The sequence below is a fragment of the Longimicrobiaceae bacterium genome, assembly GCA_035936415.1.
Lineage (GTDB): Bacteria > Gemmatimonadota > Gemmatimonadetes > Longimicrobiales > Longimicrobiaceae > JAFAYN01.
Map to the genome: position 1 here is coordinate 1 of DASYWD010000304.1, position 22,243 is coordinate 22,243.

Annotated in this window: 22 protein-coding genes; 3 read left to right on the top strand and 19 right to left on the bottom strand. The window is 70.3% G+C overall.

Features of this window, described 5'->3' with window-relative positions; all coding sequences use genetic code 11:
* Positions 1-235: 235 nt before the first annotated feature.
* From VGR37_12585 to ndhC, 18 genes are all read right to left on the bottom strand, one after another.
* Positions 236-1,219, bottom strand: coding sequence for an electron transfer flavoprotein subunit alpha/FixB family protein (locus VGR37_12585; GenBank protein ID HEV2148233.1), 984 nt, complete (start codon positions 1,217-1,219; stop codon positions 236-238).
* Between the two features lie 33 nt (positions 1,220-1,252).
* Positions 1,253-1,999 (bottom strand): electron transfer flavoprotein subunit beta/FixA family protein, encoded by a 747-nt coding sequence (locus tag VGR37_12590; protein ID HEV2148234.1) that lies wholly within the window; start codon positions 1,997-1,999, stop codon positions 1,253-1,255.
* Between the two features lie 121 nt (positions 2,000-2,120).
* A complete protein-coding gene (locus VGR37_12595) occupies positions 2,121-2,465 on the bottom strand; it encodes a hypothetical protein (GenBank protein ID HEV2148235.1) in 345 nt (114 codons plus the stop codon).
* A gap of 75 nt (positions 2,466-2,540) precedes the next feature.
* A complete protein-coding gene (locus VGR37_12600; protein HEV2148236.1) occupies positions 2,541-3,629 on the bottom strand; it encodes an alpha/beta hydrolase in 1,089 nt (362 codons plus the stop codon).
* A 121-nt stretch (positions 3,630-3,750) separates the two neighbouring features.
* Complete coding sequence (locus VGR37_12605; GenBank protein HEV2148237.1) at positions 3,751-5,286, bottom strand: NADH-quinone oxidoreductase subunit N; 1,536 nt, start codon at positions 5,284-5,286, stop codon at positions 3,751-3,753.
* A 23-nt stretch (positions 5,287-5,309) separates the two neighbouring features.
* Positions 5,310-6,917, bottom strand: coding sequence for an NADH-quinone oxidoreductase subunit M (locus tag VGR37_12610; protein HEV2148238.1), 1,608 nt, complete (start codon positions 6,915-6,917; stop codon positions 5,310-5,312).
* A gap of 16 nt (positions 6,918-6,933) precedes the next feature.
* On the bottom strand, positions 6,934-9,228 hold the full coding sequence (gene nuoL / locus VGR37_12615) for an NADH-quinone oxidoreductase subunit L (GenBank protein ID HEV2148239.1): 2,295 nt from the start codon (positions 9,226-9,228) through the stop codon (positions 6,934-6,936).
* 7 nt (positions 9,229-9,235) lie between these two features.
* Positions 9,236-9,541: an NADH-quinone oxidoreductase subunit NuoK gene (gene nuoK / locus VGR37_12620; protein HEV2148240.1), complete on the bottom strand. Its 306-nt coding sequence runs from the start codon at positions 9,539-9,541 to the stop codon at positions 9,236-9,238.
* 9 nt (positions 9,542-9,550) lie between these two features.
* Positions 9,551-10,072, bottom strand: coding sequence for an NADH-quinone oxidoreductase subunit J (locus tag VGR37_12625; GenBank protein ID HEV2148241.1), 522 nt, complete (start codon positions 10,070-10,072; stop codon positions 9,551-9,553).
* A gap of 41 nt (positions 10,073-10,113) precedes the next feature.
* The gene (locus VGR37_12630; GenBank protein ID HEV2148242.1) at positions 10,114-10,626 is read right to left on the bottom strand and encodes an NADH-quinone oxidoreductase subunit I; all 513 of its coding nucleotides are present in this window, start codon (positions 10,624-10,626) and stop codon (positions 10,114-10,116) included.
* Positions 10,627-10,638: 12 nt separating this feature from the next.
* Entirely contained in the window at positions 10,639-11,928 is a 1,290-nt protein-coding gene (nuoH, locus tag VGR37_12635) for an NADH-quinone oxidoreductase subunit NuoH (protein HEV2148243.1), read from the bottom strand.
* A gap of 48 nt (positions 11,929-11,976) precedes the next feature.
* Positions 11,977-13,590 (bottom strand): molybdopterin-dependent oxidoreductase, encoded by a 1,614-nt coding sequence (locus VGR37_12640; GenBank protein HEV2148244.1) that lies wholly within the window; start codon positions 13,588-13,590, stop codon positions 11,977-11,979.
* A 26-nt stretch (positions 13,591-13,616) separates the two neighbouring features.
* Entirely contained in the window at positions 13,617-14,912 is a 1,296-nt protein-coding gene (nuoF, locus tag VGR37_12645; protein HEV2148245.1) for an NADH-quinone oxidoreductase subunit NuoF, read from the bottom strand.
* 7 nt (positions 14,913-14,919) lie between these two features.
* A complete protein-coding gene (locus VGR37_12650) occupies positions 14,920-15,603 on the bottom strand; it encodes an NAD(P)H-dependent oxidoreductase subunit E (GenBank protein ID HEV2148246.1) in 684 nt (227 codons plus the stop codon).
* Complete coding sequence (gene nuoD, locus VGR37_12655; protein HEV2148247.1) at positions 15,600-16,889, bottom strand: NADH dehydrogenase (quinone) subunit D; 1,290 nt, start codon at positions 16,887-16,889, stop codon at positions 15,600-15,602. Before nuoD ends, VGR37_12650 begins: the two co-directional genes overlap by 4 nt.
* On the bottom strand, positions 16,889-17,620 hold the full coding sequence (locus tag VGR37_12660; GenBank protein HEV2148248.1) for an NADH-quinone oxidoreductase subunit C: 732 nt from the start codon (positions 17,618-17,620) through the stop codon (positions 16,889-16,891). The genes nuoD and VGR37_12660 overlap by 1 nt, the downstream gene beginning before the upstream one ends.
* Positions 17,621-17,633: 13 nt before the next feature.
* On the bottom strand, positions 17,634-18,332 hold the full coding sequence (gene nuoB / locus VGR37_12665) for an NADH-quinone oxidoreductase subunit NuoB (GenBank protein HEV2148249.1): 699 nt from the start codon (positions 18,330-18,332) through the stop codon (positions 17,634-17,636).
* Positions 18,323-18,679, bottom strand: a complete 357-nt coding sequence (ndhC, locus tag VGR37_12670) for an NADH-quinone oxidoreductase subunit A (protein HEV2148250.1) — start codon at positions 18,677-18,679, stop codon at positions 18,323-18,325. The genes nuoB and ndhC overlap by 10 nt, the downstream gene beginning before the upstream one ends.
* A gap of 240 nt (positions 18,680-18,919) precedes the next feature.
* On the opposite strand from ndhC, the gene dcd reads away from it, so the two are divergent.
* Genes dcd through VGR37_12685 form a run of 3 tightly spaced genes read left to right on the top strand, consistent with a single transcriptional unit; the run spans position 18,920 to position 21,857 of the window.
* The gene (dcd, locus tag VGR37_12675) at positions 18,920-19,480 is read left to right on the top strand and encodes a dCTP deaminase (protein HEV2148251.1); all 561 of its coding nucleotides are present in this window, start codon (positions 18,920-18,922) and stop codon (positions 19,478-19,480) included.
* A 45-nt stretch (positions 19,481-19,525) separates the two neighbouring features.
* The gene (locus VGR37_12680; protein ID HEV2148252.1) at positions 19,526-20,131 is read left to right on the top strand and encodes a chemotaxis protein CheC; all 606 of its coding nucleotides are present in this window, start codon (positions 19,526-19,528) and stop codon (positions 20,129-20,131) included.
* A 37-nt stretch (positions 20,132-20,168) separates the two neighbouring features.
* A complete protein-coding gene (locus VGR37_12685; GenBank protein ID HEV2148253.1) occupies positions 20,169-21,857 on the top strand; it encodes a glycerol-3-phosphate dehydrogenase/oxidase in 1,689 nt (562 codons plus the stop codon).
* On the opposite strand, the gene VGR37_12690 is transcribed toward VGR37_12685, so the two are convergent.
* On the bottom strand, positions 21,854-22,030 hold the full coding sequence (locus tag VGR37_12690; GenBank protein ID HEV2148254.1) for a hypothetical protein: 177 nt from the start codon (positions 22,028-22,030) through the stop codon (positions 21,854-21,856). The two genes, VGR37_12685 and VGR37_12690, sit on opposite strands and share 4 nt — an antisense overlap.
* Positions 22,031-22,243 lie beyond the last annotated feature (213 nt).

A 22,243-nucleotide genomic window follows, 5' to 3' on the forward strand; every position in this document is an offset into this window, starting at 1 on the left:
CCCCCGGCCCCTCCCCGCAAGGGGGAGGGGAGCACGGCGACTGCAGATCGGCACCGTCGCGGAGATGGTCGCAGGGAGGGGGTGGGGGTGGTCGGAGGAAAAAGCCTTGTGTCCGAGCGCAGCGAGTTTGGCTTTTTCCGGAGATCACCCCCACCCCCGACCGCAACACGAGAAAGCCCCGGAGCACATCGCCCCGGGGCCTCGAAACCGGTCCAGGCGGGAGACCCGCGAAAGGTCAGTGAGCGACCTTCCGGATCTCCTCCGCCAGGCGCGGGACGATCTCGAACAGGTCGCCCACGATCCCGTAGTCGGCCACCTTGAAGATAGGCGCCTCGGGGTCCTTGTTGATGGCGACGATGTAGCGCGACGAGCGCATGCCGGCCAGGTGCTGGATCGCGCCGGAGATCCCCACGGCGAAGTACAGGGTCGGGGCGACCGTCTTCCCCGTCTGCCCCACCTGCTCGGCGTGCGGGCGCCACCCGGCGTCCACCACCGCGCGCGAGGCGCCGACGGCGGCCTTGCCGTTGAAGGCGGCGGCGAGATCCTCGATCAGCTTGAAGTTGTCGGGGCTCCCCAGCCCGCGCCCGCCGGACACGATCACCGGCGCCTCGGCCACGTCCAGCGTGCCGCCGGCCGCGGCGCGGATCTCACGCACCACTGCCCCGAAGTCGGCGCCGTCCAGCGACACGTCCAGCTTCTGCACCTCGCCGCCCTTCGGGTTCTCCTGGGGCGTGAAGGTGTTGGGGCGCACCGACACCACCGCCGGCTTCCCGGCGAGCGTCGCCTGGGCGCTCAGCTTGCCGGCATACATCGGGCGGGTGACCGACACCTGCCCGCCCTCGGCGGCCAGGCCGGTGGCTTCGCTCAGGTAGTCGGTCCCCAGCCGTGCGGCCACGCGCGGGGCCAGGTCGCGCCCCAGCGAGGTGGCCGGGAAGAGCGCGGCGTCGCACCCGTGCTCCTTGATGAAGTTCGCGATCACCGTCGTGAACCCCTCGGGGGAGTACTTGTCGAAGGCCGCCGTCTCCCCGACGAACACCCGGTCCGCACCGAAGCGTCCCAGCTCGCCCGCCGCGGCGCCGGTCCCCTCGCCGCCCAGGACCACCGCGTGGACCTCGGTCCCCAGCGCGTCGGCCAGGGTGCGGGCCGCGGTCACCACCTCATGCGCGACCTTGCGAAGCTCGCCGTCGCGCGACTCCGCGAACGCGAAAATGCCTGCCATGTATGTGACTCCTGTCGGTAGCGGATTCGGAGTTCAGAGGACCTTGGCTTCCTCGCGGAGGAGCCGCACCAGCTCCGGCACCGCGTCCGCCCCTTGCCCCACGATGCGGCCGGCCTGGCGCTCGGCCGGGTAGGAGAGCTTCTGCGCCGGGGCGCCCTCGGACGCCGTGGCGGGCTTCTCCTCCAGCGGCTTCTTCTTGGCCGCCATGATCCCCTTCAGAGAGGCGTAGCGGGGCTCGTAGGCGCCCTTGGTGAGGGTGATGGCGCAGGGGAGCTTCAGCTCCACCACCTCCACGCCGCCCTCGATCTCGCGCTGCGCGGTGACCTTGCCGCCCTCCACCGAGAACTCCGTCACCGCGCTCGCCACCGGGATCCCCAGCAGCTCCGCGGTCATGGGGCCCACCGCCTGGAGGTCGTCGTCCACGGCGCGCAGCCCGAAGAGGAGCAGGTCGTACTCGCGCCCCTTCACCTCCTCGGCCAGGACACGCGCGGCGGCCAGGCCCTCCACCGGGCGGTCCGTCTTGAGGAGTACGGCGGAGTCGGCGCCCATCGCCAGGGCCGTGCGCAGCGTCTCGGCGCTCTCCGCGCCCCCGGCGGTGATCACCGTCACCTCGCCGCTCCCGGCCGCTTCCTTGTGCTTGAGCGCGGCCTCCACGGCGAACTCGTCGTACGGGTTCAGGACGAACTTGACGCCCCCGGTCTCGATCGACGCTCCGTCACCGGCAATGCGAAGGCGCGCCTCGGTGTCCGGGACGCGCTTCACGCAAACGATGCTCTTCACGCGCATCTCCTTCGCTCAGGGTGGTGCGTGAGCCGCCTGGCGGCTCCTGGGCGGCGGGATAATAGCGCGCCGCCCCCTGCGTGTCCAGCAACGGCGCCACCGAGCGGCCCGCCGCGCCCGCTCACTCCGGAGGCGGGGCGGCCGTGGTGTCCGGGGCGGCCGCGGCCTCCCGCCGCGACCGCTCCACCCGGTCCGCGAGGGCGCTGTCCTCCGGGCTCTGCATGCTCTCCAGGTGGATCGAGGTGTCCACGATCATCCCGAGCCGAGCCGCTTCCTCGGGAGTGAGCGGCTGGGCCCGGGCCTCGATCTGCTCGGCGGAAAGGCCGTCGAGCGCACCCGGGTTGGTGGTGTCGACCGCGGCGGCGTCCGCTGCGGCGTCTCCCTCGCCGCCCCGGCCGCACCCGGCCGCGAGCAGGACGCACGGAAGGACGAGGAGAAGCGCGAGGCGGGCGGGAGTGGCTTTCATCACGTTGTCTCCGGGAACGGGAATACGGCACGGACGGGGGCGTCCGCAGGGAAGCGGCGCCCCCACCCGGCGCAGTCAGACGGTGGGGACCGCTTCCTCCTGCGCCCGCGCGAAGAACTCGTGGATCCGCTCGAAGACGTCGCCCGGGCGCTCCCAGTGCGGAAGGGCGCCGGTGGGGAGCGGGACGACCTCCACGTTGGGGCGCGCCTCCAGCTCCGGGAGCGCGGTGTAGGACTCCATGCGGCGGTCCTCCACCGTCCCGTACAGCACCAGCAGCGGCTGGCGGAGCCGGCGGAACGACTCCCGCGCGTAGTCCGGGAAGAGGCGCCCGCTCAGGAAGTCGTCCAGGGGGCGCGACGCACCCTCAGCCCGGGCGGTCTCGGCGCCGTACTCCACGTACTCCTCCGGGACCCCGAACTCGGGGCTGAACAGCTCGTTGCGCGCGAAGCGGTAGAGCGCCTCGGGGGTGGTCAGGCGGTCGTAGAAGGCGCGCTGCACCCCCGGGAGGGTGAAAAGGAGCCGCGACCAGATCCGCGGCAGCTCGGTGGGATCCTCCCCCAGCCCCACCGGCTCGATGGCGGCCAGCGAGTGCACCAGGTCCGGGCGCCGCCGCGCCACCTCGGCCGCGTAGGCGGCGCCCAGCGAGAAGGCCACCACGTCGACCCCGCCGCGTGGCTGCACCACCCGGTCGAGCCAGTGCTCGAGCTGGTCCTCCAGCAGCTCGGGCCGGTACTCCACCTCCGGGCGGTCGCTGTGCCCGAACCCCAGCCACTCCAGGGCCAGGATGGGCCGCTCGCTCTCCCGGGCGAAGCGCTGCACCAGCGGACGCATCTCGTGCGCCGAAGCCACCGCGTTGATCGAGTGCAGGAAGACGACGGGACGCCCGCGCCCCCGCCGCGAGTAGTACGCGTAGTGGAAGCCCTCCTGCCACGGCACGTAGTCCAGCCGCAGGCCGAGCGCGTTGGCGAGCTCCGTCACCGGGCGCCTCCGGGTCCGCGAGCTCCCCAGCAGGTACACCCCGTACGCGGCAGCCGCCGCCGCGGTCAGCCCCGCGGCGGCCTTCCCCGCCCGGCCCAGGAGCTTCCGCTCCGGCTCCTTCTCCTGCTTCCCGTCCCTGCCGCGCCCCTTCGCCCGGCGCGGCTCCCCTTCGCGGTCACGCTTCATGGCTCGCCTTTCTCCGATCGCCTTTCCGAATTCCACCCACCTGCACGCAAGCCTCATGCAACGAGGAGGGCCCGGCCCACCGGACCGGACCCTCCCCCGCGGCCGTCGCTCCCCGGAGCGGCTACCGGTTGGCCCCGAAGAGCCCCACCGGTGGGCCGGGCACCAGCGACGCCGCGCTCTCCCGCGCCCAGCTGATGGGCCCGCGCGTGTCGCCGCCGAACCCGTCCGGGATGAAGAAGAGGAGGAGGACCGCCGCCGCCGCCGCGCCGATGGCGAAGCGCACCGACGTGGGGACGCCCAGCGGCACCACCTCCCCCGTCTCGCGGGAGGGCTGCATGTACATCACCACGATCACGCGCAGGTAGTAGAAGTACGACACCAGCGACGCGAGCACCAGGATGACCGCCAGCGGCTGCAGCCCCGCTTCAAGCGCCGAGCGCAGGATGTACAGCTTGCCGATGAACCCGCCGGTGAGCGGGAAGCCGGCCAGCGACAGGAGGAAGATCGCGAAGGCGGCGCCCAGGAGCGGATGGCGCCACCCGAACCCGGCGTAGTCCTCCAGCGTGAGCCGCTCCGAGTCGCCGCGCGCGTTGGCGATCAGCACCCCGAAGGCGCCGGCGGTCATCAGCGTGTACACCAGCAGGTAGAAGAGGAAGGCCGCCGCCCCGCCCGACCCCGCCGACAGCAGCGCCACCAGGAGGTAGCCCGCGTGCGCGATGGACGAGTAGGCCAGCATCCGCTTCAGGCTCCCCTGCGTCAGCGCGATCAGGTTCGCAACGACCATGGTGAGCGCCGCCAGCCAGAAGCCGATCTGCGCCCACACCTCGTACATCCCGGCGAACGCCACGCCGAAGACGCGGATGAACGCCGCGAAGGCCGCCGCCTTCACCCCGGTCGCCATCAGCGCCGTCACCGGCGTGGGGGCGCCGTCGTACGCGTCCGGGGTCCACACGTGGAAGGGCACCGCCGCCACCTTGAAGCCCAGCCCCACCATGAGCAGCGCCGCCCCGGCCAGGAGCATCAAGTTGCCGCCGGCCAGCGCCGCGCCCACCTGCGGCCCGATCAGCGACAGGCTGGTGGTGCCGGTCGCACCGAAGGTCAGCGCGATCCCGTACAGGAAGAAGGCGCTGGAGAAGGCCCCCAGGAGGAAGTACTTGAGCGCCCCCTCGGTGGAGCGCGGGTCCATCCGGTCGAAGCCCACCAGGACGTAGATGGCGACCGACATCACCTCCAGCGACACGAACATCATCATCAGGTCGCGCGAGGCGGCCATCAGCATCATCCCGACCACCGCGAAGAGCACCAGCACGTGGAACTCGCCGCGGTTGATCCCCTTCCGGTCCAGGTACCCCATGGACACGAAGAGCGCCATCGCCCCGGCCAGGAGGAAGATGAAGTTGGCGAAGACGCGGAACGAGTCCACGAAGACGAGGCCCACGGGGGCCGCCTCCCCGAAGCGCAGGAGGTAGGCGTTCGCCACCGCGGCGAGCACCAGGCCCGCGAGCGCCAGCCAGGGAATGATGGGCCGCGAGGGCTCCGAGCGGTTCCCCTTCTGGAAAACGTCGACCAGGAGCACGAGCATCGCCCAGAGGGAGAGCACGATCTCCGGGAGGAGCGCCCAGAAGTAGTCGGACTGCCGCGTAAGGTCGAGTAGCATGTTGGTCAGGTCCGGCTACGGGATCAGCGGGCCGTCACCGCCACCTCCCCCGCGGAGGGGGGGAGGGAAGCGTAGGCCGCGCGGGCGGACTCCATCGTGCTCGCCAGCCGCTCCGCGGCGGGTGCCATCCGGTCCAGGAACGGCGCGGGGTAGACGCCGATCCAGAGGATCAGCGCCACCAGCGGCGCCAGCAGCAGAATCTCCCGGGCGTTCAGGTCCGGAACCGTCCGGTTGGCGGGGCGGTTCAGCGCGTTGAAGATGGTGCGCTGCACCATGGGCAGCATGTAGAACGCGGCGAAGATCACCCCGGTCGCGGCGATCAGCGCCGCGTACGGGTGCGCCCGGAAAGCCCCCAGCAGGACCAGGAACTCCGAGACGAAGCCGCTCGTCCCAGGGAGCCCCACCGTGGCCATGGCGGCGAACACCAGCATCCCGGCGAAGACCGGGATGGAGGCGGCCAGCCCGCCGAAGTCCTCGATCTCGTACGAGTGCCGGCGCTCGTACAGCATCCCCAGCAGGAAGAAGAGCATGGGGGTGGAGAGCCCGTGCCCGATCATCACCAGGAGTGCGCCCTGGATCCCCTGCAGGTTGAAGGCGTAGATCCCCAGGATCACGAAGCCGAGGTGCGCCACTGAGGTGTACGCCACCAGCTTCTTCGCGTTGGGCTGCACCGCCGCGACCATGGCCGCGTAGATGATTCCCACCACCGCCAGGACCAGGGCGATGCCGATGGCCGTGTCGCTCGCCGCGGCCAGCGGGAAGAGCGGGAGGGCGAAGCGGATGAAGCCGTACGTCCCCATCTTCAGGAGCACCCCGGCCAGGATCACCGAGCCGGCGGTGGGCGCCTGCACGTGCGCGTGCGGGAGCCAGGTGTGGAAGGGGAAGACCGGCACCTTGATCGCGAACGCCAGCGCGAACGCCAGGAAGAGCAGCCCCTGCTCCCGCAGGGTCAGGAGCCCGGCGAGCTGCTGGAAGTCGAAGTACGAGAAGGTGGGCGTCCCGAAGACCGCCTGCGCCTTGAAGAACATGTACAGGATCGCCACCAGCATCAGGAGCGACCCGAACGCCGTGTACAGGAAGAACTTCACCGCCGCGTACACGCGCTCCTTGCCGCCCCAGATCCCGATCAGGAAGTACATCGGGATCAGCACGATCTCCCAGAACACGTAGAACAGGAACATGTCCAGCGCCACGAACACCCCCACCACGCCGGTGGTGAGCGCCAGGAGCATGGCGTAGTACCAGCGCTGCCGCTCGCGGATGTAGCTCCATGAGCCCAGCACCATCAGCGGCAGGAGCAGTGTGGTGAGCAGGACCATGAAGAGCGAGATCCCGTCCATCCCCAGCCGGTAGAAGATCCCCCACTCGGGGATCCACGGCACCGCGGCGCAGTTGCGCATCGCCGCCGGCACCAGCTCCATCACCCCGCCGCGGAAGGTAGGCTGCACGCACCCCCCCGTGGCGTCGAAGGTCCAGAAGAGCGGGAGCGAGACCAGGAACTCGACCATTCCCACCCCGAGCGCCACCTCCCGCGCTCGGCGGTCGCCCGCCAGGTACACGGCGACCGCGCCCACGAGCGGGAAGAAGATCAGGAAGGTCAGGATCCCGGAGCCGTTGTAGAAGGATTCCATTTCCGTCCCGTTGCCGTCAGAGTGCCACGAAGGAGCCGAGGACCACCAGCACCCCGACGATGATCACGAAGGCGTAGGTGTTGAGCAGCCCCGTCTGGAGTCGCCCGGCCAGCATTCCCAGCCCCTGCGCCAGCCGCCCGAAGAAGTCCACCAGGCCGTCCACCACGTAGCGGTCGAAGCCGGCCTGCAGCCGCGACAGCGCGTACACCGGGCGCACCACGATCGCGTCGTACAGCTCGTCGACGTAGTACTTGTTGTAGAGCACCCGCTCCGGGTCGTTGCGGTACGCCGGCTCCTCGGCCGCGGTGCGGAGCTTCCGCCCCGACAGCATCACCCAGGCGAGCGCCAGCCCCCCGAGCCCGATCACGATGGCGAGGATGATGGGCCACGCGGCGTGGTGCGGCTCCGCGATCTCGCCCAGGTTGGCGCGGACCACGTCCTCCGAGCCCGCGATCACCGGGTGCAGCCAGTGGTGCAGCGCCGCCCCCTGCCCGAAGTCGAACCACTCCACCACGGGGACGTGCTCCTCCACGTTCAGGAAGCCGCCCGCGAAGGAGAGGAAGGCCAGCACGATCAGCGGGAGGGTGAGCGTCCAGCTCCCCTCGTGCAGGTGCCTCCGCTCCGTCTCGCCCGTCCGGTTCTCGCCGAAGAAGGTGTAGATCATCATGCGGCCCATGTAGAAGGCCGTGATGAGCGCGGTGATGGAAAGCACCACCCCGATCATCCAGAACCAGGGCGTGGGGTTGATCCCTACCCGTTCCAGCCCTGATGCGAGCGGGAGAGCGCCCTCCGCGCCGATCCACGCGGCACCGATGATCTCGTCCTTGGAGAAGAACCCGGAGAAGGGCGGCACCCCCGCGATGGCGAGCGTCGCGATCGCCATCGTGGCGAAGGTGACGGGGAGGTACTTCTTCAGCCCGCCCATGTTGCGCATGTCCTGCGCGTCGGCGGGGTTGTGCGTGGCGTGCAGGGCGTGGTGCATGGAGTGGATCACCGCGCCCGAGCCCAGGAAGAGGCAGGCCTTGAAGAAGGCGTGGGTCATCAGGTGGAACACGCCGGCCACGTACGCCCCCATCCCCACCGCCGCGAACATGAAGCCGAGCTGCGACACCGTGGAGTACGCCAGCACCTTCTTGATGTCCCACTGCTTCAGGCCGATGGTTGCCGCGAAGAGGGCCGTGAGCGCGCCCACCAGCGCCACCACCAGCGACGCCGTCGGCGCCATCGTGAAGATCACGGAGGAGCGGACGACCAGGTACACGCCCGCCGTGACCATGGTGGCCGCGTGGATCAGCGCCGACACCGGCGTGGGGCCGGCCATGGCGTCCGGGAGCCAGACGTAGAGCGGGAGCTGCGCGCTCTTCCCCGCCGCGCCCAGGAAGAAGAAGAGCGCGATCGCCGTCACCACCGCGCCGCCGTAGGCGAGCGCGACCGGGGCGCGCTCCGCCACCTCGACGAAGTTCAGCGTCCCCAGGTTGGCGAAGAGGAGGAACATGGCGATCAGGAACCCGAAGTCCCCGATCCGGTTCACGATGAACGCCTTCTTCCCCGCGTCCGCGTTCGCCTTCTCGGTGAACCAGAAGCCGATCAGCAGGTAGGAGCAGAGCCCCACCCCCTCCCACCCCACGAACATCAGCGGGTAGGAGGCGCCCAGCACCAGCACCAGCATGAAGAAGACGAAGAGGTTCAGGTACGCCATGTAGCGCGGGTACCCGGGGTCCTCCTTCATGTAGCCGATGGAGAAGACGTGGATCAGCGACCCCACGCCCGTGATGATCAGCGTCATCAGCATGGAGAGCGGGTCCAGGTGGAGCGCCGCGTCGATCTGCAGGTCGCCCACCGGCATCCAGCTGAAGTAGCGCTCCACCGCCACGCGGCCGTGCTCGTCGGTCCCGAGCATGGCCAGGTAGTTGGCGACCGCCACCGCGAAGGCGGCGATCAGCACCCCCGGCGCCACGAACGACGGGAGAACGTGCGTCCACGGCTTGGGCCCCGCCGGATGGTCGTGGGCGTCGTGCGCGTCGTCGTGGGAGTCGTGCGCGTGGTCCGCCGCGGCGGCGTCCACCGGGTGCGGGTCCGTCCCGTGGTCCATCCCCTCCTGCTCGCTGGGCGCGTGGTGCGAGTCCCAGTGCGGGTCGCCCACGGGCGGCAGCTTCGGGAGCGCGCGCCGCGCCGCCATCACGGACGCGAGCCCGTTGATGACGAACCCGAGCAGCGGGAGGATGAGGATCAGCCAGGGCGCCACCGGGTGGAAGGCGGCGTGCCCGGCCTCCGCGGCCGCGTGGGCGGCCTCTTGGAATAGGAGCGTCACGTGGCCTCTACCAGCGGAGAAGTCGGAAGTTCTTGATGTCCACCGACTCCGAGTGCCGGAAGACGGAGATGATGATCGCCAGCCCCACCGCGGCCTCGGCGGCCGCCACGGCGATCACGAAGAACACGAAGACGTGCCCCTGGATCCCCGCGTACGGGGCGAGCCCCACGAAGGCCAGGTTCACCGCGTTGAGCATCAGCTCCACGCACATGAAGAGGATGATCGCGTTGCGGCGGATCACCACCCCGAAGGTCCCCACGGAGAACAGGATGGCGCTCAGCGCGAGGGTCCAGCTCAGCGGAATCTCGGTCACGGGATCTCCTTACACGCTGCGCTTGGCGAGGACGACCGCGCCGACCACGGCGATCAGGAGGAGGATCGCGGTGGCCTGCAGGAGCACCATGTACTCGCCGTACATCGGGATCGCGATTATGCCCACGATCCCGTGCTCCGCCACCTCCGCAGCGAACTCGGCGGGCCCGTCGGTGGCGCCGAGCGGCGCCGTGTGGTCGGACGCGAACATGCGGGCGAGGAGCGCGAGCATCACCAGCGCGCTGCCGCCGGCCAGCGCCTTCCAGGCGTGCCCGCGGACGTCCGCCTCGTACGTGTTCCCCAGGTTGAGGAGCATGATCACGAAGAGGAAGAGCACCATGATGGCGCCCGCGTACACCAGGATCTGGATGATCCCGATGAAGAAGGCCCCCAGCAGGGTGTAGATGGCCGCGAGCGAGAAGAAGGTGCCGATCAGCCAGAGCGCGCTGGCCACCGGGCTCTTCCGCGTCACCGTCAGCAGCGCGGAGCTCGCCGCCAGGACGGCGAAGAACCAGAACAGTGCTTGGATCATCCTCAACGGAATGGTTTGGGCGAATCCCCGGCCGAAAACGCCTACTCCCCCGCCGGGTCCGACGGATCCCAGAGCAGCGTGGACGGGTGCGGCTGCTTCATCAGCCGGTCCAGGTCGTACACGAACCGCTCGCGCGTGTACTCCCCGTTCTCGTAGTGCTGGCCCACGTGGATCGCCTCCACCGGGCATACCTCCTGGCACATCCCGCAGAAGATGCAGCGGAACTCGTCGATCTCGTAGACGATCGGGTAGCGGTTCCCCTGGTCGTCCTCGCCCGGCACCAGCCGGATGCAGTTGGACGGGCAGACGGTGGGGCACAGGCCGCACGCCACGCACTTGGGGCGTCCGTCCTCGTGCGTCTCCATCACGTGCGTCCCGCGCCACCGCGGCGAGATGTCCTTCTTCTGCTCGGGGTACTGGATGGTCGCCTCGCTCCGGTCGCCGGCCGCCTTGGCCATGTGCCGGAAGGTGAGCGCCATCCCCTTCAGCGTGGCCCGGATGTACGAAGACTTCTTCGCTGCCGGGCGCTTCATCACGCGGACGTTGGCTGCCATCTATCTCAATCCCTATGCGGTCTGTTGCGGAACCGGGACGGCGCGGCGGCGGGCCGCCTCGCGCGGCAGGCGGTGCCGCTCGCGCGGCCCGCTGCCGGCCACGGCGTGCCCCCGGTCCATGAGCCACAGGATCCCGAAGAGCATCACCACGTTCACCGCCGTCAGCACCAGCCCGTAGAGCAGGCCGTACTCGACGCCGGCCCCGTCGAGCGCCAGGATCGTCCCGGCGGTCACCACCACCGCGGCGAGGGCGGTGGGGAGCATGATCTTCCACCCCAGGTCCATCACCTGGTCGTAGCGGAAGCGCGGAACCGTCCAGCGCACCAGCATGAAGACCATGATGAAGAAGAAGGTCTTCAACCCGAACGCCAGCAGCGTCACGATCGTCTTCCAGACCGCCGGCTCCGCGCCGATCACCGTGCCGGCCGGCCCCACCACCATGTCGTCGAAGCCCCCCGGGATGTCCCACCCGCCCAGGAAGAGCGTCGCCATCAGCGCGGACACGGTGAGCACGTGCGAGTACTCGGCGATGAAGAACATGGAGAACTTCATGGCCGAGTACTCGGTGTGGTATCCGGTCACCAGCTCCGACTCGGCCTCGGGGAGGTCGAAGGGGAGGCGGTTGGTCTCCGCAAAGGCGGAGATCCAGAAGAAGAAGAACGACACCGCCAGCGGGAGGGCGAACCAGAGGTTCATCCGCTGCTGCTCCCAGACGACCTCCGGGAGGCCGACGTTCCCCACCAGGAAGAACACGCTGAGCAACGAGAGCCCCAGCGCGATCTCGTAGGAGATCATCTGCGCGCCGGCGCGCAGCCCGCCCAGCAGGGCGTACTTGTTGGAGCTGGCCCACCCGGCGAGCACGATCCCGTACACGCCCAGCGAGGAGAAGGCGAGCAGGAAGAGCACCCCCACCGGCACGTCCGCCACCACCATCGGCACCACGCCCCACGGGGTGGGGAGCGGCGCCGCGAAGGGGATCACCGCGAAGGTGACCATCGCCGGGATGATGGAGAGCATCGGCGCCAGGGTGAAGAACACCCGGTTGGCCTCCGCCGGGTTGGTCTCCTCCTTGAGGATGTTCTTGACCCCGTCCGCGGCGGGCTGCAGGAGCCCGCCGGGGCCGACCCGGTTGGGGCCCAGGCGGTCCTGCATCCAGGCGCTGACCTTCCGCTCCAGCAGCGTGAGCATGGCCACGGTGACCAGCAGCACCACGAACACCACGAGCACCTTGATCGTCGCGGAGACGAAGTACGCGGTGTCGCTCAGCGGGCCGAACTCGTGGACCGGCAGTTGGTCGATCATCTTCGCAGTTGCGTCCTTTCGTGTCGGCGGGGAGAGATACTCCCTGCCTCAGTCGCCCGCTTCGGCCAGCGCGCGGGGCTCCGGGAGCGGCTGCCCCTGGGTCCCCAGGTCGGACCAGTCCAGCCCCGCGAACTCCGCCCGCAGCCCGCCCAGGGTCGCGAACGCCTCGGCGGGGGTCCCGGGGACCTCGCCGCCGGTGAGGCCGGCGTGCAGCACGCCCAGGATCTGCCACGCCGGGCGCGCCATGCCGGGCGCCTGGATCGCCGGCCAGAAGCGCTGCACGCGCCGCTGCACGTTCGTGAAGCTCCCCTCCATCTCGGCGAAGGTGGTCGCCGGGAGGACGACGTGCGCGTTGCGCGCCGCCGGGGAGAGGAAGTGCCCCACGTACACGAAGAGGCTGGCCGCGCTCCCGAAGTCCGCCGGGGCGTCCGCCAGCTCGTCGCCCAGGACGAAAAGGACGCCCGCGTGCGCCGCGGCCTCCTCCAGCCCCCCCTTCGCGTCCGCGCCGCCCGCGCGGGTGAAGCCGAACAGCTCCGCCCCCGCCACGTTGGCCGCGCGGTCCTCGCGAAGCGCCAGCGTCGGGAAGCCGGGGAGGACCACCTCGTCGCGCCGCTCCGCGCGGAAGACGCCGCCGCCGAAGCCGCGGGTCTCCATCACCCGGCGCAGCGCGCCCATGTCCTCGTTCGCCACGAAGGGCGAGAGCACCGCCCGCGCTTCGCCGGATGCGGCGCCCAGCACGTCCACCAGCCGGGTCAGCGCCTCGGACCAGGAGACGGGTAGGAAGCGGTCGCCCTCGCGCACCAGCGGGGCCTCGATGCGGCCGCCGCGGTTGATCCAGGAGTAGTTGAGGCGCCCGAAGTCGCACATCCAGTGCGAGTTGACCGCCTCGTTGTCGCGCGGCTTGAGGCGCATGGCCTGGTTGTCGCGGACCTCCAGGCTGATGTTGCACCCCTGCGTGCAGTTGGGGCAGATGGAGGGGACCCGGTCCAGGTCCCAGGCGCGCGCCTTGTGGAGGAAGTCCTTGGAGACCAGCGCCCCCACCGGGCAGATGTCGACGACGTTGTCGGCCCAGACGTTCCCCTCCAGGCCCTCGTCGAAGAAGGTGTCGATGACGTTGCGGTGGCCGCGCTGCACCACTGTGAGCCGCTCGTCCTGCGCGACCTCGCGCATGAAGCGCACGCAGCGCGTGCACATGACGCAGCGGTCCGCGTAGAAGAGCACGTCCCCGCCGAAGTCGTCGCGCCCCAGGACGCGCTTGGCCTCCCTGGAGCGGCCCATGGCGCGCCCCTCGGCGGCGGTGTAGTCCTGGAGCTTGCACTCGCCCGCCTGGTCGCAGACCGGGCAGTCGAGCGGGTGGTTGACGAGGTAGAACTCCAGCACCCCGTTTCGAGCCTGGAGCGACTTCTCGCTCTGGGTGTGGATCACGTTCCCTTCCGCCACCGTCGCGGTGCACGACGGCACCAGCTTGGGGGCCTTCTCCACCTCCACCAGGCACATGCGGCACTGGGCGGGGGCGGAGAGGCCCGGGTGGTAGCAGTAGTGGGGAACGCTCACGCCCACGCGCGCGGCGGCGTCGATGATCCGCGTCCCCTTGGGGACGGTGATCTCGATGCCGTCGATGGTGCAGGTGACGGTGTCCGTAGTCTGGTTCTGGTCGGCCAACTCGGCCTCCGTAGTTGGGTTCTTCCTTACCTCGCGCCCGCCAGCGCCGGCTCGGGCCGCGCCATTCGAGCGAGATAGTCTCCCCGGAACTTCTGGATCGAGGAGGTGATCGGCGCGGCGCAGGCGTCCGAGAGCACGCAGATGGTCTTCCCGGACATGTTGTCCGAGATCTCCAGCAGCGTCTGCAGGTCGTCCTCGGTGCCGCGGCCGGTCTCGATGCGGCGCAGGATCTTCCCGGCCCAGGCCGTGCCCTCGCGGCACGGGGTGCACTGGCCGCACGACTCGTGGGCGTAGAAGTCCACCATGCGGCGCACCTGCTTCACGATGTCGGTGGTCTCGTCCATGACAATCACCGAGCCGCACCCCAGCATGGTCCCCGCGGCGGCCATGGCCTCGTAGTCCATCCCGATGTCCAGCTCGTCCGCGGTGAGCATCGGCACCGAGGAGCCGCCGGGGATCACCGCCTTGATGGGGCGCCCGCTGGGGGTGCCGCCGCAGACGTCGTAGATGAACTCCTTGAAGTTGAAGCCCAGCGGCACCTCGTAGTTGCCGGGGCGCTTCACGTGCCCGGAGACGCAGAACAGCTTTGTGCCGGTGCTCTTCTCCGTCCCCCACTGCTTGTACCACTCGGCGCCGTTCTGCACGATGTGCGCGGCGGCGATCAGGCTCTCGACGTTGTTGACCGCCGTGGGAAGGCGGAAGGCGCCCGCGATCGCCGGGAAGGGCGGCTTGATCCGCGGCTCGCCGCGGCGCCCCTCCAGCGAGTTGAGCAGTCCCGTCTCCTCGCCGCAGATGTACGCGCCGGCGCCCAGGTGCAGGGTGATGTCGATGTCCAGCCCGCTCCCCATCGCGTTCCGGCCGGCGTACCCGGCCTCGTACGCCTCCTCGATGGCGCGGGCCAGGATCTGCGCCGGCTCGAAGAACTCGCCGCGGATGTAGATGAAGGCGTGCTCCGCGCGGATCGCGTGGGCGCCGATCAGGCACCCCTCGATCAGCGCGTGCGGGGTCCAGCGGATCAGCTCCCGGTCCTTGAAGGTGCCGGGCTCGGACTCGTCGGCGTTGCAGACCAGGAAGTGCGGCTTGTCGCCCTTGGGCGGCATGAAGCCCCACTTCATCCCCGTGGGGAAGCCCGCGCCGCCGCGGCCGCGCAGCCCGGAAGCCTTGATCTCACTGACGATCTCGGCGGGGTCCATCCCCAGCGCCTTGCGGAGCGCCTGGTAGCCGCCCCGCGCCTCCCACCCCTTCAGGGTGCGGGCCTCGGGGTCGCCGAAGTACTTCGAGAGGACCAGCACCTCGCTCGGGTGCCTGTACGGATATGCCATGGCGCCTCTACTTCAGTCTTTCGAGAATGGCCGGGACGTCCTCTGGCCTCACGTTCTCGAAGTAGCGGTCGTTGATCTGCACGGCGGTCGGAAAGCCGCAGGCTCCCAGGCACTCCACCTCCATCACCGTGTAGAGCCCGTCGGGCGTGGTTTCGCCCATGTCGGTGCCGGTGGCCTCCAGGAACGCCTCCAGCACGGCGTCGCCGCCGCACAGGTTGCAGGAGATGTTGGTGCACACCTGGATCAGGTACTTCCCGACCGGGCCCAGGTTGTACATGGTGTAGAAGGTGGCCACCCCGCGGACGTAGGCGGGGGTGAGCCCCAGCCGCGCCGCCACCTCGTCCATCGTCTCGGGCGAGAGGAAGCCGCGGATCTCGTGCGCCATGTGCAGCACGGGGAGGAGCGCCGCCTGGGGATCCGGGTAGCGCTCCAGGATCTTCGCGACGCGCTCCTCGTACGGGCCCGCGAAGAGCGGCGCGTGAGGGTCGTGGTCCGCCACCTGGTACGGGAGCGTCCCGGCCACGCCGGGGTGGCCGCCGTCGCGCGGGCGCACGCCCACGTAGGCGTTGCCGCGGACCTCGGCCTCGCTGAGCCCGGGGAACTCGCCGGTGTCGCCCGCGAAGCCCGGGTTCTGCTCGGCCTTCGGCCAGGACGAGGGGGGCGAGTCGGTGCCGCCGTGGGCAGCGCTCATCGATCGATCTCTCCCAGCACGATGTCGAGCGAGGCGTTGACCGCGATCACGTCGGAGAGCAGCGCCCCCTCGATCATGTGCGGGAGCGCCGCGATGTTGATGAAGGACGGGCCGCGGACGCGCCAGCGCACCGGCTTGGCCCCGCCGTCGGAGACCACGTACATCCCCAGCTCGCCCTTGGAGGACTCCACCGAGAACCACGACTCGCCCACCGGGGCGCGGACGCCCTCCATCACCACCTTGAAGTGGTGGATCATGGACTCCATGTCGTTCATCGCCGCCGTCTTGGGCGGGAGGATGACGCGCGGGTCGTCCACGTTGATGGGGCCGCCGGGGAGGCGGTCGATGGCCTGCTGGAGGAGGCGCAGGCTCTGCCGCATCTCCTCCATCCGGCACAGGTAGCGGTCGTAGATGTCCCCGTGCTCGCCGACGGGGACGTCGAAGTCGTACGTCTCGTAGTCGTAGTACGGGCGGTCCTTGCGGATGTCGTAGTCCACGCCCGAGGCGCGCAGGTTCGGCCCCGAAAGCCCGAAGTTGATCGCGTCCTCGGCGGAGATGGTGCCCACCCCCTGCGTCCGCCCGATCCAGATGGAGTTGTGGGTCAGGAGCGTCTCCACCTCCTCCAGCGTGCGCGGGAAGGTGTTCACGAACTCCTGCAGCTTCTCGATCCACCCGGAGGGGAGGTCCGCCATCATCCCGCCGATGCGGGTGGAGGAGGTGGTGATCCGCGCGCCGGTGAAGGACTCGTGGAGGTCGTAGATCCGCTCCCGCTCCTGGAAGGTGTACAGGAATACGGTGAACGCCCCCAGGTCGATGGCCGTGGTCCCCAGCCAGAGCAGGTGCGAGAAGATCCGGTCCAGCTCCATGCAGATGACGCGTACCACCTTGCAGCGCTCGGTGACCTCGATCCCCATGAGCTTCTCGACCGCCATGGCGTAGGCGCAGTTGTAGATCAGCGGCGCCAGGTAGTCCATGCGGTCGGTGAGGGGGATCACCTGGTTCCAGTCGCGGTACTCCCCCAGCTTCTCGAACGACGAGTGCAGGTACCCGATGTGCGGGACGCAGCGCACCACCGTCTCCCCGTCCAGCTCCAGCACCAGGCGGAGCACCCCGTGCGTGGCGGGGTGCTGCGGCCCGATGTTGATGAGCATGTGGTCGCCCGCGATGTCCTCGTGCACCTGCACCGCCTCGCCCTCCACGGGCATGATCGGCGCGTGCACCAGGCTCCCCCCGGCGCTCAGCTCGGGGTTGCGGGTGACGTTGTACACGACCTTGCGAAGCGCCATCAGCCTCCTCCTCCCATGCCGCCGAACTGGCCCTGCTGCTCGGCGCCTTCCGTGTTGGAGAACGGATCCGGTACCGGCTGGTTGAGGGCGTGCGCGATCTCCAGCTCCCGCGGCGAGTAGTGGTCCTCGGTCTTCAGGGCCAGCGCCCTCCGGGTCTGCTCGGAGCGCGAGAAGCGCCCGCGCAGCGGGAAGTCCTTCCGCAGCGGGTGGCCCTCGGCGTAGTTGTACGGCATCAGGATGCGCCGCAGGTCCGGGTGCCCGTGGAAGACCACGCCGAACATGTCGAACACCTCGCGCTCCATCCAGTCGGCGGCGCGCCAGAGGTGGTAGACGCTCTCGATCTCGAGCTGCTCCAGCGGGACCTCGGCCTTGACCCGCAGGTTCAGCTTGTTCCGGGTGGACCAGAGCTGGTAGACGACCTGGATGAAGCGGCCGTTCCCCCAGTCGATCGCGGTGAGGTCCTGCAGGAAGTCGTACTGGTGCCCGGGGGCGTCCTTGAGCCAGGCCAGGATCTCCCGGGCGCGCTGCGGCGGGACGTAGACGATGTGCTCGTCCCCCGCCACCAGCTCGTGCCGCAGCACCGCGTCGCCGAACTGCTCGCGCAGCGCGTCCACGCTGGGGTGCGGGGGAAGGTCGCCCGCCTGCGGCGGGACGCCGGGCTCCTCGGGGGGAGCCCCCGCGGCGCCGGCGTCCAGCCCCTCCAGCCCCTTCTTGAATGCGTCGTTCGCCATGGCTCTTCCGACGTTACGGACGGCGGTCCGAGGGACGGACCACCGCCCCGGTCGAGACCAGGCCGCTCGGGCGGTTCTGCCGCGTGGAGTTGCCGAAGGGCGCAGTGATGTTCTCCACCACCTCGTCCGGGAGCACGGTGCGCGCCTCCGGGAGCACGTCCACCGTGTTCCACTCGCGGTGCGAGCTGGGCGAGGAGTTGCGGATCTTCTCCTGGACCAGGAGGATCCCGTACATCAGCCCCTCGGGCCGCGGCGGACAGCCGGGGACGTAGACGTCCACCGGGATGATGGTGTCGATCCCCTGCACCATGCTGTACACGTCGAACACGCCGCCCGTGGAGGCGCAGGCGCCCATGGAGATGCTCCACTTGGGCTCCGGCATCTGCTCCCAGATACGGCGCAGCACCGGCGCCATCTTGTAGGAGACGCGCCCGGCGCAGATCAGCAGGTCCGCCTGCCGCGGGGAGAAGCTCATGCGCTCCATCCCGAAGCGGGCCAGGTCGTAGCGGGTGGCCGCGGTGGCCATCATCTCGATGGCGCAGCAGGCCGTCCCGAAGGGCATGGGCCAGAGGGAGTTCTGGCGGGCCCAGTTGACCACCGCGTCCACGCGGGTGGTGAGAAAGCTCGGCGCCCCGGAGAAGATCCCGCCCTCGGGGGCGTCGGATCCGCTCTGGACGGGGAGGCCGCCGTTTTCGTCGTCGTTCAGTCCCATTCGAGGGCTCCCTTCTTCCACTCGTAGATCAGCCCCACCGTGAGGATGAAGATGAAGATCGCGGCGGGGACGAAGCCCTCCCAGCCGAGGTCGCGCATCTTCACCGCCCAGGGGAGCAGGAAAACGGTCTCCACGTCGAAGACGATGAACAGGATCGCCACCACGTAGAACTTCACCGAGAACCGCTCCCGGGTGCTCCCGAGCGGGTCCATCCCCGACTCGTAGGGGGAGGCCTTGATCCTGGTGTACCCGCCCGGGCTCAGCACCTTCGAGAGCACCACCATCCCGACCGCCTGGGCGACCGAAAGGGCTAGCATGATCAGGATGGGCGTATACGTGCGAAGCATGGCGCCGTCCGCGTACCGGGCTTGTGAAAACGTTCACTTGTGAGGCGGTCAAGATACGGCGCCCGCCACGCGAGTGTCAAGGCGAACTCCCGCCTCCCGCGGCCCTTGCTGGACTCGCTTCGCTGCGGTAAGTTGGCGGCTCGGTTCAACCCTCCATACCCCGGTCCCACCCGCCCCGTTCGTTCGGGTTCCGTTCGGGCGCGCCGGGCGACTCCGGTCTCGCTTCACTAATCGTTCCACATGAGCATCAAGCCCGACCACTGGATCCGGCGGATGGCGCGGGAGCAGGGGATGATCGAGCCGTTCGAGGACGCGCAGGTCCGGCGCGGCACCATCTCGTACGGGGTCTCGTCGTACGGCTACGACATGCGGGTGGCCCACGAGTTCAAGATCTTCACGAACGTCAACAACGCGATCGTGGACCCCAAGGCGTTCGACGACCGCTCCTTCGTGCACTTCGAGGGCGACGTCTGCATCGTCCCGCCGAACTCGTTCGCGCTGGCCCGCTCGGTGGAGTACTTCCGCATCCCCCGAGACGTGCTCACGCTCTGCGTCGGGAAGAGCACCTACGCACGGTGCGGGATCATCACCAACGTCACCCCCTTCGAGCCGGAGTGGGAGGGCTTCGTGACGCTGGAGATCTCAAACACCACGCCGCTCCCGGCCAAGGTGTACGCCAACGAGGGGATCGCCCAGGTGATCTTCTTCGAGGCCACACCCGAGGACGTGTGCGAGGTGAGCTACGGCGACAGAAAAGGCAAGTATCAGGGGCAGGTGGGGGTGACTCCGCCGCGCCTGTAGGACCCCCTCCCCCTTCTCCCCCAATTCTCCCGCAGGAAGCAGCGAATGAAGCAGAGCGGCGTAAATCCCAGGCAGATCGACGCGATCCGCGAGGTGGTCAACATCGGCGCGGGCCACGCGGCGACGGCCCTTTCCACCATGACCAACGTCACGGTGATGATCTCGGTGCCACGGATCCTCTGGACGGACCGGCCCGCCGACGCGGAGCCCGCCCTCCCGCAGGACGAGCGGCTGGTGCTGATCTCCGTCCCCGTCGTGGCGAAGTCGTCGGACACCGGCGAGCGCGCCACCCTCATCATCGGGCGGAAGACGGCGATGCGGATGGTGGGCCTGCTGCTCCGCCGGGAAACGGACCCGAACGCGGAGATCGGCATGCTGGAGCGCTCCACGCTGCAGGAGCTGGGGAACATCGTCTGCGCCTCGTACGTGGGAGTGCTGGGGAGCTTCCTGGGGGAGAGCGTGCTGATCGGCACGCCGGACTTCCGGGAGGGACCGCACGCGGAGGTGCTCGGGGACCTGGCGAACGGGCTCGTGATCGAGACCGACTTCGCCCTCCACGACACCACCTTCGAGGGGGTGTTCGTGCTCACCCACAGCGAGGTCTCCTTCAACTCGCTCATCAGCGCGCTCGGCCTCTCCGACGTGCCCTGACCCGCGGCGGGACCGCCGCTTGCGTGCGGCCCCGCGCATGAGCCACGACGCCCCGTTCTCTCCCTCCGCGCGCGCGGGGCACCTGCGGGCGCTGCGCGGCCGGCGGTTCGACCTGCTGGTGGTGGGCGGGGGGATCACCGGCGCGGGCGTCGCCCTGGACGCGGCGACGCGCGGCCTGGAGGTGGCGCTGGTGGAGGCCGGCGACGTCGCGGAGGGCACCAGCTCCCGCTCGTCCCGCCTCATCCACGGCGGCCTCCGCTACCTGGAGACGGGCGACTTCCGCCTGGTCTTCGAGGCGCTCGCCGAGCGCCGCCGCCTGCTGGAGCTGGCCTCCCACCTGGTCCGCCCCCTCCCCTTCCTCTTCCCGCTCTACCGGTCCGGCCCCATCCCCTACCGCAAGCTGCAGGCGGGGATGTGGCTGTACGACCTGCTCTCCCTGTTCCGGGGGGTGCGGCGCCACCGCATGCTCCGCCACCGCGCGGTGCTCGCGGCGGAGCCGAAGCTGCTGCGCGAGGGGCTGGTGGGGGGCGCGGAGTACTTCGACGCCTCCGTGGACGACGCGCGCCTCACCCTGGCGGTGGCGCGCGGCGCGCACCACGCGGGGGCGGCGGTGGTCCCGCACGCCGCGGTCACCGGCTTCGTGCGCGACGGGGAGGGGACGGTCCGCGGCGCCCGGGTGCGGGACGCGCTCACGGGCGAGGAGGTGGAGGCGCGCGCGGACGTGGTGGTGAACGCCACCGGACCCTGGAGCGACGAGCTGCGCCGCCTGGCCGACCCGGGCGCGGCGCCGCGGCTCCGCCCCACCAAGGGGGTGCACGTGGTGCTGGACCGGGAGCGGGTGGGGAACGAGGGGGCGCTGATCTTCCCCTCCCCGGTGGACGGCCGCACCATGTTCGTGCTCCCCTGGGGCGCCTTCACCTACGTCGGGACCACCGACACCGACTTCGACGGCTCGCCCGGCGACGCGGAGGCGACCGAAGCGGACGTGGAGTACCTGCTGCGCTCGGCGGACGCCCTCTTCCCGGAGGCGCGCCTCACCCCCGCCGACGTGCTGAGCACCTGGACCGGGGTCCGCCCGCTGCTGGCGCCGGAGCGCGGCGGGGAGGGCGTCCCGGAGAGCGCCACCTCTCGCGAGCACGAGATCTGGCGCGACCCTGGCGGGCTGGTGACCGTGGCCGGGGGGAAGCTGACCACCTACCGCGTGATGGCCGCGGAGACCGTCGACTTCGCGGTGGAGCTGCTCCGGCGGGAAGGGGAGGTCGAGGCGGTGGACTCCATCACGGCGGAGCTGCACCTCCCCGGTGCCCCCATCGAGCCATGGGAGACGTTCGTGGCCGGCTTCCGCCGGGCCGCGGAGGCGGCGGGGCTCGGCGCGGCGACCGCGGAGCACCTGGCGCGCGCCTACGGCGAGGACGCGGAGGCGGTGCTCGCCGCGATCCGGGCGGAGCCGGAGCTGGGCACGCCCATCCTGCCGGAGCTGCCGTACCTGTGGGCGGAGGTCCCGCACGCCGTCGAGCACGAGATGGCGCTCACCCTGGAGGACGTGCTCCGGCGCAGGCTGCACCTCTTCTACGAGGCGCGCGACGGCGGGATGCGGGTGGCGGGGGAGGTCGCGGCGCGGATGGCCGCGGTGCCCGGGCTCGGGTGGGACGCGGCGGAGGCCGCGCGGCAGGTGGAGGCGTACCGGGCGGCCGTGGAGGCGACGCGCCCCCCGCCGCCCGACTAGTCCGCCAGGACGGGAGACAGGAACCAGACCAGCGCGGCGAGCACCGCGAGGACGCCCAGCACCACCGCCACCGTCTGGCCCACGCTCCGCCCGCCCGTGGGCACCTCGTCCTTGACGTGCGGCACGGGCTGCGACCCTCCCTCGAACGGCGGCTCATGATCGGGCGTGCTCACTGGCGCTCCCCTCTCCACGGGTGGACGATTCCGGCTCCTGGCCGCCGCGCACCAGCGCAACCCCCGTGCCCGCCGCAGCCGCGGCAGGCACGGTTCACGGGATGATCACCGGCTGCGGGCGCCGGGCGGTGTCCGGGCGGGCCGGCTGTTCCTCGGGCTCGGGCGAAGGGAGCCGCACCGTGTCCCGCGGGCGCGGCGGGCGCTCCTCCTCGG